Raw genomic sequence first — 13,358 nt, 5'->3', positions numbered from 1 at the left:
CCCATGCACGCCGAGACCGATGCCCGTCTGTCCCGCCACGCGCGCGCGTGGATCCTCGTCCTCGCGCTCGTGCTGCTGGGCGGTGGAGCGACCGCCTACACCCTGCGGGCGGCCTCCGGGCGGCAGGCCGGGGCCATCGTCACCCCGGTGGCCGGCTTCACACTCGACGGGAGCCGTCCCGGCGCGCTCCACTTCAGGGACACCGCGACCGGACGCGTCGCCCGCCTGGACCCGTCCGCGTCCGGCGGCCGGGTGGCCGGCGGGCCGGCCTGCGACCGCTTCCACGCGGCCGGGCCCACCGCGCTCTGCCTCGTGCGCCGACCGGGCGTGCCGGCCCGCTCGTACGCCCTGGTGCTCGACGACAGGCTGCGCGAGACGCGCCGGATCGCCCTCCCGGGCATCCCCAGCCGGGCCCGGGTCTCCGCCTCGGGACGGATGCTCTCCTGGACGATGTTCGCGACCGGCGACTCCTACGCGCGCTCGTCCTTCTCCACCCGCACGTCCATCCTCGACCTGCGCACGGGATACCTGGTGAAGAACATCGAGCAGATTCCGCTGACCCTCGACGGACGCCGGTACCACGCCCCCGACGTCAACTACTGGGGCGTCTCCTTCGCCGCCGACGACAACCGCTTCTACGCCACCGTATCGACGGACGGGCGCACCCATCTCGTCGAGGGAGACATGGCGAACTGGTCGGCCCGGACCCTGCGGGAGAACGTCGAATGCCCGTCGCTCTCCCCGGACGGCACCCGTCTCGCCTTCAAGAAGCGGGTCTCCGAAGGCCCGCGCGAGCCGTGGCGGCTGTACGTGTACGACCTGCGCTCCGGACGGGAGCACCCCGTCGCCGAGCGGCGCGGCATCGACGACCAGGCCCTGTGGACGGATCCCGAGACGCTCGCGTACGGATACGGGGGAGCGGTCTGGTCCGTACCCGCCGACGGCACGGGGGCGCCCCGTCAGCTGGCGCGCGGCGCCTCGTCACCCGCGCTGCCGCGCTGACCGGCGAGCCGCCGGCCGCCGTGCCCGGTTCAGGCCTTCCGGAGGGCGCCGCGGACCGCGAGCGCCGCCATCGGCAGCAGCAGGCACGCGGCGATCGCGTTGAGCGGCCCGTAGCCCGCCTGCGAGACGATCAGGCCCGCCGCGAGCCCGCCGAGGCCGGCGGCCGTGTTCATCACGAAGTCGGAGAGCCCCTGGACGGCCGCCCGCGCGGCCTGCGGCACCGAGTCGGTGAGCAGCGCCGAGCCGGACACCAGGCCGGCGGACCAGCCGAGGCCGAGGACGAAGAGCCCCAGGGCCGTCCGGCCGTGGCTCGGCCCCGCCGTGCCCGCGATGAGCGCCGCCACGGCGATCAGCCCGACGGCGAGCCCGATCACCGACAGCCGGCCCAGCCGGTCGGACAGCCAGCCCATCACGGGCGAGAAGGCGTACATGCCCGCGATGTGCCCGCTGATCACGAGACCGATCAGCTGGATGCCCGCGCCGTGGTGGGTCAGCGCGACCGGGGTCATCGACATGATCGAGACCATCGCGGTGTGCGAGGCGGCGACGGTGACCAGGGCGAGCCGGGCCTTGGGCGACTCCCGTACCGCTCGCATCCCCGCGCGAAGGGAGCGGCCCTCCGGCTCCTCGGCCGACCCGGGATCCGCGAGCGCGCGGGCGGTGAGCAGGGGGTCCGGGCGCAGGAGGACGGCGACGACCGCGGCCGAGAGGACGAAGACGCCGGCGGCCCAGACGAAGGGGCCGGCGGTGGCGGGGATGCCCAGGCCGGACACGCTCTCCCCGGCGGGCGCGGCGATGTTCGGCCCGAGCACCGCCCCGATCGTGGTCGCCCAGACCACGGTGGAGATGGCCCGGGCCCTGTGGTCGGGCTCGGCCAGGTCCGCGGCGGCGAAGCGGGCCGCCAGGTTGGCCGAGGAGCCGGCGCCGAAGCCGACGAGGCCGAGGAGGAGCAGCGGGAAGTTCTCGACGGCCGCGCCGACGACGACCACCACGGCACCGAGCGCCCCGAGCAGGTACGCGAGGACGAGACCCGCCCGGCGCCCCCGCGAGGCCATCAGCGCGGCCAGCGGCATGGCGAGCAGCGCGGGACCGGCGACCGTCGCCGTGGAGGCGAGACCGGACAGCGCCTCCGTACCGCTGACGTCCTTGGCCAGGACGGCGGCGAGCGCGACGCCGATGGCGATGCCGAGACCGCCCAGGATCTGGGTGGCGATGAGCACGGCCTGGACCCGTCGGCGCAGCGCGGGGAGTTCGGCCGCGGTGACGGGAGCGGATATCCCGTCGGGCAGGGTGACGTCAGGGGCGTCGGGGGAGCTGGTCACTTACGTGAGTGTGCCAGTCGTCCCATCCGATGGGAACGTCCCCCTCATCGTCCCCCTCGTCGTCCGTCCCCTCGTCCGGTTCAGAACAGCGGCGCGGGCAGCACACCCTCCAGTGCCAGCAGCTGCCGCTTCGTCTCGAGCCCGCCCCCGAAGCCCCCGAGCCCGCCGTCGCTCTCCACCACCCGGTGGCACGGCACCACCACGGGCAGCGGATTGGCGCCCATCGCCGCTCCGACCGCCTGCGCCGCACCCGGCTGCCCCACGCGCCGCGCCAGCTCCCCGTACCCCACGACCGTGCCGTACGGGACGGTCGTCAGCTCGCGCAGCACCTGCCGGTTGAAGCCGGACGTCAGGCTCCAGTCCAGCGGCAGGTCGAAGGCGCGCGGGTCGCCCGCGAAGTACGCGTCGAGCCGGCGTATCGCCTCGGCCAGCAGCCCCGAGGCGCATTCCACCGGCTCCACCCCGAACCGCCCGCGGAGGCGGTCGAGCATCTGTACCCGCCGCTCCGCGTCGGCGTGGAACTCGACCCGCACCAGGCCCCGCCCGGTCGCGGCGAGGAAGAGCGGACCGATGTCGCTCTCCACGACCGTCCACTCCACTGCGACGGCCGGCTCGCCGCCCGTCGGCTCCGCTTCGATGTCCATGCCGCCCACGGTACGACCCGCCACCGACAAGCGACCGGAGCGGGCCCGACCCGGTCGGGACAAGAGGGCCCGACCCGGTCGGGACGCGGGGGCCGGAGCCGTCACGGAGCCGGCGTCGGGCCCCTTCGTAGATCACGGACCGGTCTCGCTCCGGTCTCACGAGTGGAAATTCCCCGGTCACGTGGTCGCGAGGCTCCAGGCGCGCCATAATCTCGCCCCGGTAGTACTACCCAGCGGTACCGACTGTTTTCGGACGACGTGGCACCAGGGGTGGAGGACACACGCTCATGCAGGGCACGGTCGACGGATTCAGCTACGGGCTCGTCACTCCGGTGGCCGCTTTCATCATGGCCTGCCTCGGCGGCGCCCTCGGCCTGAGGTGCACGACGAGGTCGCTCCGCCACCGCGACACCTTCAAGGCGGGGTGGCTCGCCCTCGGCGCCACCTCCATCGGGACCGGCATCTGGACGATGCACTTCATCGCCATGATGGGCTTCTCCGTCCAGCAGGCCCCGATCAGCTACGACCGGCCCATCACCTTCGCCAGCCTGGGCGTCGCCGTCCTCATGGTCGGCATCGGGATCTTCATCGTCGGCTACCGCGGGGCGACCGCCCTCACGCTCGTCACGGGAGGCACGATCACCGGCCTCGGCGTCGCCACGATGCACTACCTCGGCATGGCGGGCATGCGCCTCCACGGCCGCATCGAGTACGACACGCTCACCGTCGCGCTCTCCGTGGTCATCGCCGTCGTGGCCGCCACCGCGGCCCTCTGGGCGGCCGTCTCCGTCCATGGATTTCTGGCCAGCCTCGGCGCGAGCCTGGTGATGGGCGGAGCCGTCAGTGGTATGCACTACACCGCCATGGAGGCGGTCAGCGTCCACGTCCAGGGCGTCGAGACGCCCGCAGGTACCGGCGACACCGCGACCTCGCTGCTCCTGCCGATGCTGATCGGCCCGGCGGTCTTCCTGATCCTGGCCGCCGTGGTCGTCATGTTCGACCCGCTGCTCGTCATGGGCGACCCGGACTGGCAGCGGCCCGCGGCGCGGAGCGTGCACCGCCCGGGCGTGCCGGCCCCGCGCCACGTCCCGTCCTACGGCGAGCCCGCCAACTGGTCGGCCCGCCCCGCCGGCCGCGCCGCCCGCAGGAGCGTCCCCCGCGGCGGCCACCGCTCCCAGGACTGGTGACGGGGCACCCACGCGACGGGCGGTGAGCCGATCACCGCCCGAGTGTCAGTGCCGGGTCGTACGGTGGTTCCATGCGGCCCGTTTCCAAAATCGAACGTTCGGTGGCGCCCTTCGAGGTCGTCAGCTCCTACCAGCCCAGCGGCGACCAGCCGACGGCCATCGCCGACCTCGAGCGGCGCATCCGCGCGGGCGAGAAGGACGTCGTGCTCCTCGGCGCCACCGGTACCGGCAAGTCGGCCACCACCGCGTGGATGATCGAGAAGCTCCAGCGCCCCACCCTGGTGATGGCGCCGAACAAGACCCTGGCCGCCCAGCTGGCGAACGAGTTCCGCGAGCTCCTGCCGAACAACGCGGTCGAGTACTTCGTCTCGTACTACGACTACTACCAGCCCGAGGCGTACGTCCCCCAGTCGGACACGTACATCGAGAAGGACTCCTCGATCAACGAGGAGGTCGAGCGGCTCCGCCACTCCGCGACGAACTCCCTGCTCACCCGCAGGGACGTCGTCGTGGTCGCCTCCGTCTCCTGCATCTACGGCCTCGGCACGCCCCAGGAGTACGTGGACCGCATGGTCCCGCTCAAGGTCGGCGAGGAGATGGACCGCGACCAGCTGCTCCGCCGCTTCGTCGACATCCAGTACACCCGGAACGACCTGGCGTTCACCCGCGGCACCTTCCGGGTCCGCGGCGACACCATCGAGATCTTCCCGGTGTACGAGGAGCTGGCCGTCCGCATCGAGATGTTCGGCGACGAGATCGAGGCGCTCTCCACCCTCCACCCGCTCACCGGCGAGGTCATCAGCGAGGACCGCGAGCTGTACGTCTTCCCCGCCAGCCACTACGTCGCGGGCCCCGAGCGCATGGAGCGGGCGGTCAACGACATCGAGCGCGAGCTGGAGGTCCGCCTCGCCGAGCTCGACAAGCAGGGCAAGCACCTGGAGTCCCAGCGCCTGCGCATGCGGACCACGTACGACATCGAGATGATGCGGCAGATCGGCTCCTGCTCCGGCATCGAGAACTACTCGATGCACTTCGACGGCCGCGAGCCGGGCTCCGCGCCGAACACGCTCCTCGACTACTTCCCCGAGGACTTCCTTCTCGTCATCGACGAGTCGCACGTCACCGTGCCGCAGATCGGTGCCATGTACGAGGGCGACGCCTCCCGCAAGCGGACCCTCGTCGACCACGGCTTCCGGCTCCCGTCGGCCCTCGACAACCGCCCGCTGAAGTGGGAGGAGTTCCAGAAGCGGATCGGCCAGACCGTCTACCTCTCGGCGACCCCCGGCACCTACGAACTCTCCCGCGGCGACGGCTTCGTCGAGCAGATCATCCGCCCCACCGGGCTCATCGACCCCGAGGTCGTCGTCAAGCCGACCGAGGGCCAGATCGACGACCTCGTCCACGAGATCCGGCTGCGCGCCGAGAAGGACGAGCGGGTCCTCGTCACCACCCTCACCAAGAAGATGGCCGAGGACCTCACCGACTACTTCCTGGAGCTCGGCATCCAGGTCCGCTACCTCCACAGCGACGTCGACACCCTGCGCCGCATCGAGCTGCTGCGCGAGCTGCGCGCCGGCGAGTACGACGTCCTCGTCGGCATCAACCTCCTCCGGGAGGGCCTCGACCTCCCCGAGGTCTCCCTCGTCGCCATCCTCGACGCCGACAAGCAGGGCTTCCTGCGTTCCGGCACCTCCCTCATCCAGACCATCGGCCGTGCCGCGCGAAACGTCTCGGGCCAGGTCCACATGTACGCCGACCGGATCACCCCGGCGATGGAGCAGGCCATCGACGAGACCAACCGGCGCCGCGAGAAGCAGGTCGCGTACAACACGGCCCACGGCATCGACCCGCAGCCGCTGCGCAAGAAGATCAACGACATCGTCGCGACCATCGCCCGCGAGGAGGTCGACACCGAGGAGCTCCTGGGCAGCGGCTACCGCCAGACGAAGGACGGGAAGGCCGCCAAGGCGCCCGTGCCCTCGCTCGCCGCGCACGGCCCCAAGGGCCGGGGCAAGGGCGGCACGTCCGGTGCGGCGGGCTCGACGGTCGAGCTCGGCAGCCGGCCGGCCACCGAACTGGCCGCGATCATCGAGGAGATGACCGGCCGGATGCGCGCCGCCGCCGCGGAGCTCCAGTTCGAGGTCGCGGCCCGGCTCCGTGACGAAGTGGGAGAGCTGAAGAAGGAGTTGCGCCAGATGAAGGAGGCGGGTCTCGCCTGACCGCACGCGGTCCGGTGTGTTGCAAGACCGACACAAATCCGGACCGCGGCTCTGCGGTGTCAGTACCTCTGCGTAGGGTGCTGGACAACCGCACGCACCGGACAGCGGGCGCGGGGAACGCAACGAGAGGGGCAAGCGCGTGACGGTCAACATGACCAAGGGTCAGGCCATCAGCCTGGAGAAGCAGGGCGGAGGCAGCCTCAGCCAGGTGCGGATGGGGCTCGGCTGGCAGGCGGCGCCGCGCCGGGGTCTCTTCGGCAAGCGCACGCAGGAGATCGACCTGGACGCCTCGGCCGTCCTCTTCGCGGACAAGCAGCCGGTCGACGTGGTCTTCTTCCGTCACCTGGTCAGCGACGACGGCTCGGTCAAGCACACCGGTGACAACCTCGTCGGCGGAGCGGGCCAGGGCGGGGACGACGAGGCGATCCTCGTCGACCTCCAGCGGGTCCCGGTCCACATCGACACGATCGTCTTCACGGTGAACTCCTTCACCGGTCAGACGTTCCAGGAGGTGCAGAACGCCTTCTGTCGGATCGTCGACGAGACGAACGGCCAGGAGCTCGCGCGCTACACCCTGGACGGCGGCGGCAACTACACCGCGCAGATCATGGCGAAGGTGCACCGGGTCGGCTCCGGCTGGCAGATGACCGCCCTGGGCAACCCGGCCAACGGCCGGACGTTCCAGGACCTGATGCCGGCGATCCTGCCGCACCTGTAGTCAGGGCCGCGCAGGACGCACCCACAGCTCCCGGAGGCACCAGGCCACCGGGAGCTGTCCCGCACCACCGCACGTCCGCAGCACCACATCACCGCACGTCCGCACCACCGCACGGCAGCACGTCCGCACCACTTCGTACCGGGAACCGCTGAGGGGAAAGAGCCGATGACGGCCGAGCTGGTCCGGGGGCAGAACCACCCCCTGCCCGACACCCGACTGGAGATCAGGGTGTCGGCCGGTCACCCGGTCGTCGCCGGAGCCGCCCTCGGCGACGAGCGGGGCAGGGTCCCGGGCGTGGAGTGGATCGCCCACCCCGTCGCCCCCTCGCTCCCCGGTGTGGACGTCCCCCGGCAGGCGGGGGCCGACCAGCGCCTCGCCGTCGACCTGGCAGCCGTCCCGGAGACCGTCCACCGCGTCTCGGTCCTCCTGGCGCTGCCCGTGGGCGCCGGCGGACCGACCTCCTTCGGGAAGGCCGCCGCCCCCTTCGTCGCCGTCACCGGCCCCGACGGCACCGAGATCGCCAGCTACACGATCACCGGCCTCGACAGCGAGTCCGCCGTCGTCGCCCTGGAGCTCTACCGCCGCCAGGGCGCCTGGAAGGTCCGCGCGATGGGCCAGGGGTACGAGGGCGGTCTCGCCGCCCTCCTCGGCGACCAGGGCCTGGAGCGCCCCGCCGACCTGGCCGCGTCGATCCTGGCGCCGACCGCGGCGCCGACCGAGGCTCCGGCCGCGGCTCCGACTTCGGCCCCGGCCACGGCACTGGCCCCCACCTCCGAGTCCACCCCCGCCGTTCCCGGCCCGGCCCAGACCCCCGGTGGCCCGATCAGCTACGCCCACCCCCGGCGCCGGACCGTCACGCCGCAGCCCGCTCCCACGCCCGCCCCCACGCCCGCTCCGCACCCGACGCAGGGGCAGTCCGCCCCCACCCCGGTCGCCGGGGACGCGGCCGGCTGGTCCATGGACGAGCGCCTGTACAACCAGGTGTGGGGGATGTTCGAGGACCTGGCCCGGACCGCCGCCGCCTACCGCAGCGCCTGCGAGTTCGCCGAGTCCCGGCTCGACCGCGAGCTCGACGAGACGCTCTCCGACTACCGCTCCCGGGTCAGCGGCGCGAACGACGCCGCGCGGTCGGCCGCCCGCGCCCGTCACGACGAGCTCGTGGAGCGGGCGCGCGAGGTCCTGGACCGGGACCTCGCCCAGCTCGCCGTCGAGTCCGAGGTCGTCGAACCGGCACTGCCGCCTGCCTACGCCCGCTGGGACAACCCGGCCTGGCACGCCTACCGCCCGCCGGCGGAGGAGCCGATGGCCGTGCGTCTGGGCGACCTCCACCTGCCCGAGCGCACCGAGCTGCGGATCCCCATGCTCGTCCGGCTCCCGATGGAGCGCGGGCTCTGGGTGGACAGCGGGCGCGGCCGCTCGGAGGCGGCCGGCCTCCTCGACGAGACGGAACTGCGGCGGCTCGCCCTCGACAGCGCGGTCGCGCACGCGGCCCGGCTGCTCGCCGTCCACCCGCCGGGCGGGTTCGCGGTCCACGTCGTGGACGCGGCGGGGGCCGGCGCCGCCGCGCTCGCGCCGCTCGTGGACACCGGTGTGCTCGCGGCCCCGCCCGCCCGGGGCGCGGCGGGCGTCACGGCCGTCCTCGACCGGCTCACCGAGCGTGTCGACCTCCTTCAGATGGCTCTGCGGAGCGGCGCGGCCGACGCGCTGCCGCCAGGTCTGGACGAGGCCCGCCAGCTCCTGATCGTGCACGACTTCCCGCACGGCTTCGACGACCGGGCGGTCACCCGGCTCCGCTACCTGGCCGACGAGGGCCCCGGTGTCGGCGTCCATCTGCTGATCGTGGCCGACCGGGAGGACGCCGCCGAGTACGGCCCGGTGCTCGACCCCCTGTGGCGCTCACTGCTCCGGCTCACCCCCGTCCCCGACGACCACCTCGCCGATCCGTGGGTCGGTCACGCGTGGTCCTACGAGCCTCCGCTCCTGCCGCCGGGCAGCCGGATCCTCCGCCAGGTGCTCGCCCAGGTCGCGGAGGCCCGCCCGGCAAAGAGGCCCTGACCTGGCCTTTTGGTGGCTCTTTACCCTGCCCTTTACCTTCTCTTGGTCTTTCGGGTAGTGTTCATGGTGCGGAGGGGAGTACTCCCCATGCGCGGCGTACCCGTCAATACGGACGGATCCTCAGTGATTCGATCCCGGGGCGTCGGCCCGGCCGTGGTGTGAACCGCCCGGGTGGAAGAGACCTCCGGCAGCGACGACGCTGATCAAGTAGCCGTACGACGCCGGAGGCGCAGTGGACGTTTCAATGACCCTGTGGGTGCTGACCATTCTCGGTCTGGTCGCCCTCATCGGAGCCGACTTCTTCATCGGGCGGAAGCCCCATGACGTCTCGGTCAAGGAAGCCGGAATCTGGACGATCGTCTGGGTCGTGCTCGCCGTGCTCTTCGGCGTGGGCCTGCTCGTGTTCGGCAACAGCCAGGCGGCCGGAGAGTTCTTCGCCGGCTACGTCACCGAGAAGTCGCTCAGTGTCGACAACCTCTTCGTCTTCATCCTGATCATGGCGAAGTTCTCGGTCCCCTCCCACCTCCAGCAGCGCGTGCTGCTCGTGGGTGTGGTGATCGCCCTGGTCCTGCGCACGGTCTTCATCGTCGCGGGCGCCGCGGTCATCGCGAACTTCTCGTGGGTCTTCTACATCTTCGGCGCGTTCCTGATCTACACCGCCTGGAAGCTCATCCAGGAGGCGCGTGCCGACGAGGAGGAAGAGGACTGGGAGGAGAACCGTCTCCTCAAGTCCGTCGAGAAGAAGTTCGGCGTCGCCGACAAGTACCACGGAACCAAGCTCTTCATCCGTGTCAACGGCAAGCGCGTCCTGACCCCGCTGATGGTCGTCATGATCGCCATCGGCACCACGGACATCCTCTTCGCCCTCGACTCCATCCCGGCGATCTTCGGCCTGACCCAGGACCCGTACATCGTCTTCACCGCCAACGCCTTCGCCCTCATGGGTCTGCGGCAGCTGTACTTCCTGATCGGCGGCCTGCTCAAGAAGCTGGTCCACCTCAGCTACGGACTGTCGGTGATCCTCGGCTTCATCGGCGTGAAGCTCGTCCTGCACGCCCTGCACGAGTCCGGGGTGCACGTCCCGGAGATCTCCATCGGGTTCTCGCTGGCGGTCATCGGCGGCGTCCTGGTCATCACCACGATCACCAGCCTGATCGCCTCCAAGAAGCAGGCGGAGCGAGCGGCCGCCGAGAGCGCGGCCGGCACCGACGGTGTCGAGGACGCGGACGGCGCCCAGAAGGACAGCGTCGGCGCCTGACGCGTCACCCACGGCGACGGCCGGCCAGGGGCACCCGCCCCCGGCCGGCCGTCGCCGTCGTGTTCCCGGCCTCAGGCCGGCGCCACCGCCACCGCCTCGGAGGGCTCCGGCAGCGTCTCGGGGAGCAGGGCGAAGCAGCCCAGGCTGATCAGGGCCACCACGGTCAGATAGGCCGCGACGCCCCAGGGCGGGCCCGAGCCGCCGTCCGCCGAGAGGGCGGTGGCGACGATCGGTGTCAGAGCGCCGCCGAGGACGCCCGCGAGGTTGTAGCCGACGGCCGCGCCGGTGCAGCGGACGCGGGGCTCGTAGAGCTCCGGGAGGTACGCGGCGACCACCGCGAACATCGTGATGAAGGCCAGCAGTGAGCCCAGGAAGCCGAGGAACATCAGGATCGGCTCCGCGGTGTGCAGCAGGGCCACCATCGGGAACATCCAGAGCGCCGAGGCCGCGCACCCCGCGAGGCACAGCGGGCGGCGGCCCCAGCGGTCGGCGAGGAGGGCCACGAAGGGCGTGGCAGCACCCTTGACCGCCACCGCGGCCATCACACAGGTCAGCATGACCGTGCTGCTCACCCCGAGCCGCTCGGTGCCGTAGGTCAGGGCCCAGGTGGAGACGGTGTAGAAGACCGCGTACCCGACGGCGAGCGCCCCGGCCGTCAGCAGGACGAGACGCCAGTGGTCGCGCGCGACCTCGGCCAGCGGGGCGCTCGCCCGCCGGCCCGAGGTGGACAGCTCCTCGAACTGCGGGGTCTCCGCCAGCGAGGAGCGCAGCAGCAGCCCGGCGGCCGCGAGCAGCCCCGCCGCCCAGAACGGCACCCGCCAGCCCCAGGAGCGGAAGTCCGCGTCGCTCAGGCCCGCCGTGAGCGCCAGCATCACCCCGTTCGCGAGGAGGAAGCCGACCGCCGGGCCGATCTGCGGGAAGCTCGCCCACAGCGCGCGCCGGTTCGGTGGCGCGTGCTCGGCGGTCAGCAGGACGGCGCCGCCCCACTCGCCGCCGAGGCCGAGGCCCTGGAGGAAGCGGAGGGTGAGCAGGAGCAGGGGCGCGGCGATGCCGAGCGTCTCGTACGTGGGGACGCAGCCGACCGCGACGGTGGCGCAGCCGGTCAGGAGCAGCGAGGCGAAGAGGACCGGCCGGCGGCCGTAGCGGTCGCCGACGTGCCCGAAGAGGACCGAGCCCAGCGGGCGGGCGACGAAGCCGATGCCGAAGGTGCCGAAGGCGGCCAGGGTCCCGGCGAGCGGGGAGAAGGTCGGGAAGAAGAGCGGCCCGAGGACGAGGGCTGCGGCGGTCCCGTAGACGAAGAAGTCGAAGAACTCGATGGCGGTGCCGACGAGCGAGGCGGTGGCGAGCCGGACCATCGAGGGCGGAGCGGGTGGAGCCGGGGGAGCAGGTGGGGACGGAGCGTGACTGGGGCGCATGTGGCGCCAACTACCCGGCGGCCGTCCCGGTTACGGGGGCGTACAGAAGCGCGCGGCCGGTGGGCCGCGCGCCGGCGGTACGGCCTCGGCTCACCAGCCGCGCTCGCGCCACTCCGCGAGGTGCGGGCGCTCGTCACCGAGCGTGGTGTCCTTGCCGTGGCCCGGGTAGACCCAGGACTCGTCCGGCAGGGCGCCGAAGAGCTTGGTCTCCACGTCGTGGATGAGACTCGCGAAGGCCTCCGGGTCCTTCCAGGTGTTGCCCACCCCGCCGGGGAAGAGGCAGTCGCCGGTGAAGACGTGCGGGTGGCCGTGCGGGTCGTCGTAGACGAGGGCGATCGAGCCGGGGGTGTGCCCGACCAGCCTGCGGGCGGTCAGCTCGACCCGGCCCACCCGGACCGTGTCGCCGTCCGCGACCGGCACGTCGGTGGCGACCGGGATGCCCTCCACGTCGTACGCCCCCGCGTAGGTCCGGGCGCCGGTCGCGGCGACGACCTCGGCCAGGGCCTGCCAGTGGTCGCCGTGCCGGTGGGTGGTGACGACGGAGGCGATGCCGTCGTCACCGATCAGCGTGAGCAGCGTGTCGGCGTCGTTGGCCGCGTCGATCAGCAGCTGCTCGCCGGTCGCCCGGCAGCGCAGCAGGTACGCGTTGTTGTCCATCGGGCCGACCGCGACCTTCGAGATCATCAGGTCCGTCAGCTCGTGCACGTCCGCCGGTCCGCCGACCTTCACACTTCCGCTGTACGTCATGGGCTCAGCCTAGCTCCGCCCACCGACAACAGGGGGTGCTACAGCGGCGGGAGCGCCGGGAGCGGGCCGCCCTCGGTCTTGAGCGCGGAGCCGTCGCGGCGGCCGGCGAGCCAGCCGAGGAGCTCGGGGGCGGGACCGGTCACGGTCACCTCGGCGCCCTCGGTGGAACCAGTGGTCCAGGTACCCGTCCCCTCCGTGGCCGCGATCCGGGTCGGCGGCACGGTCGGGGCGCCCGTGAAGCGCTCCGCGAGGAAGTCGATCTCCCGCTGGACGAACTCCTCGGGAAGGTCCTCCAGCTCGTAGCCGACGCCCAGGTCGACGTGGTGCAGGGCCACCTCGACCCAGCGGCGGAAGGGGATCCGGGAGGCGCTGTCCGTGACGCCGTTGCGGAGCTCGACGGTGCGGCTCCAGTCGGCGGGCTCGGCGCCGGCGGCCTGGAAGCCGTCGCCGCTCTCGCGCACGTCGGCGAGCTGGACGGCGAGCGGGCGGTCCGCGTCGCGCTCGATGTCGGCGTCGCGGGTGGCGGCGTCGGCGTACATGGGACGGCCCTGGAGGACGTTCACCAGAGCGTCGGCGTTCCGGGCGATGTGGGCGAGGACATGGCCGCGCGTCCAGCCGGGAAGCCGTGACGGCTCGGCCGTCGCGGCGTTGTCCCAGGAGGCGGCGGCGTCCAGGAGCCGCTCGGTCGCTGCTTTGACAGAGGCGAGATCACGTTCGTGGTCGATCATGGCGCCGACCCTAGCGCCGCCACTCGTTCGGGTGAAGCGGTCTCCGCACGGCCGGAAATCGAA

At 72.3% G+C, this 13,358-nt stretch carries 11 protein-coding genes; 6 read left to right on the top strand and 5 right to left on the bottom strand.

Annotated features, from left to right (window positions below; all coding sequences use genetic code 11):
• The first annotated feature begins 3 nt into the window (after nt 1-3).
• Nucleotides 4-1,002, top strand: a complete 999-nt coding sequence (locus tag IE124_RS06845; protein ID WP_189505838.1) for a TolB family protein — start codon at nt 4-6, stop codon at nt 1,000-1,002.
• A 29-nt stretch (nt 1,003-1,031) separates the two neighbouring features.
• On the opposite strand, the gene IE124_RS06840 is transcribed toward IE124_RS06845, so the two are convergent.
• Both IE124_RS06840 and IE124_RS06835 read right to left on the bottom strand, forming a co-directional pair.
• Entirely contained in the window at nt 1,032-2,324 is a 1,293-nt protein-coding gene (locus tag IE124_RS06840) for an MFS transporter (RefSeq protein WP_189505837.1), read from the bottom strand.
• 80 nt (nt 2,325-2,404) lie between these two features.
• Nucleotides 2,405-2,968: a methylated-DNA--[protein]-cysteine S-methyltransferase gene (locus IE124_RS06835; protein WP_189505836.1), complete on the bottom strand. Its 564-nt coding sequence runs from the start codon at nt 2,966-2,968 to the stop codon at nt 2,405-2,407.
• A 287-nt stretch (nt 2,969-3,255) separates the two neighbouring features.
• Here IE124_RS06835 and IE124_RS06830 point away from each other — a divergent pair, with 287 nt between their 5' ends.
• From IE124_RS06830 to IE124_RS06810, 5 genes are all read left to right on the top strand, one after another.
• Nucleotides 3,256-4,155, top strand: a complete 900-nt coding sequence (locus tag IE124_RS06830) for an MHYT domain-containing protein (RefSeq protein ID WP_189505834.1) — start codon at nt 3,256-3,258, stop codon at nt 4,153-4,155.
• A gap of 71 nt (nt 4,156-4,226) precedes the next feature.
• Nucleotides 4,227-6,374, top strand: coding sequence for an excinuclease ABC subunit UvrB (uvrB, locus tag IE124_RS06825; RefSeq protein WP_189505831.1), 2,148 nt, complete (start codon nt 4,227-4,229; stop codon nt 6,372-6,374).
• A gap of 139 nt (nt 6,375-6,513) precedes the next feature.
• Nucleotides 6,514-7,092, top strand: a complete 579-nt coding sequence (locus tag IE124_RS06820; RefSeq protein ID WP_024759482.1) for a TerD family protein — start codon at nt 6,514-6,516, stop codon at nt 7,090-7,092.
• Nucleotides 7,093-7,257: 165 nt separating this feature from the next.
• The gene (locus tag IE124_RS06815; protein ID WP_189505829.1) at nt 7,258-9,147 is read left to right on the top strand and encodes a TerD family protein; all 1,890 of its coding nucleotides are present in this window, start codon (nt 7,258-7,260) and stop codon (nt 9,145-9,147) included.
• Between the two features lie 232 nt (nt 9,148-9,379).
• Nucleotides 9,380-10,405, top strand: a complete 1,026-nt coding sequence (locus IE124_RS06810; RefSeq protein WP_189505827.1) for a TerC family protein — start codon at nt 9,380-9,382, stop codon at nt 10,403-10,405.
• A gap of 71 nt (nt 10,406-10,476) precedes the next feature.
• Here the strand turns inward: IE124_RS06810 and IE124_RS06805 are convergent, their stop codons facing one another.
• From IE124_RS06805 to IE124_RS06795, 3 genes are all read right to left on the bottom strand, one after another.
• The gene (locus tag IE124_RS06805; protein ID WP_189506414.1) at nt 10,477-11,760 is read right to left on the bottom strand and encodes an MFS transporter; all 1,284 of its coding nucleotides are present in this window, start codon (nt 11,758-11,760) and stop codon (nt 10,477-10,479) included.
• A gap of 150 nt (nt 11,761-11,910) precedes the next feature.
• A complete protein-coding gene (locus IE124_RS06800; RefSeq protein WP_189505824.1) occupies nt 11,911-12,567 on the bottom strand; it encodes an MBL fold metallo-hydrolase in 657 nt (218 codons plus the stop codon).
• A 38-nt stretch (nt 12,568-12,605) separates the two neighbouring features.
• The gene (locus tag IE124_RS06795; RefSeq protein ID WP_189505822.1) at nt 12,606-13,295 is read right to left on the bottom strand and encodes a maleylpyruvate isomerase family mycothiol-dependent enzyme; all 690 of its coding nucleotides are present in this window, start codon (nt 13,293-13,295) and stop codon (nt 12,606-12,608) included.
• Nucleotides 13,296-13,358: the final 63 nt, after the last annotated feature.

It is taken from the genome of Streptomyces narbonensis, assembly GCF_014649015.1.
GTDB classification, from domain to species: Bacteria; Actinomycetota; Actinomycetes; order Streptomycetales; family Streptomycetaceae; genus Streptomyces; species Streptomyces narbonensis.
This window is presented reverse-complemented; position numbering and strand designations above follow the sequence as displayed.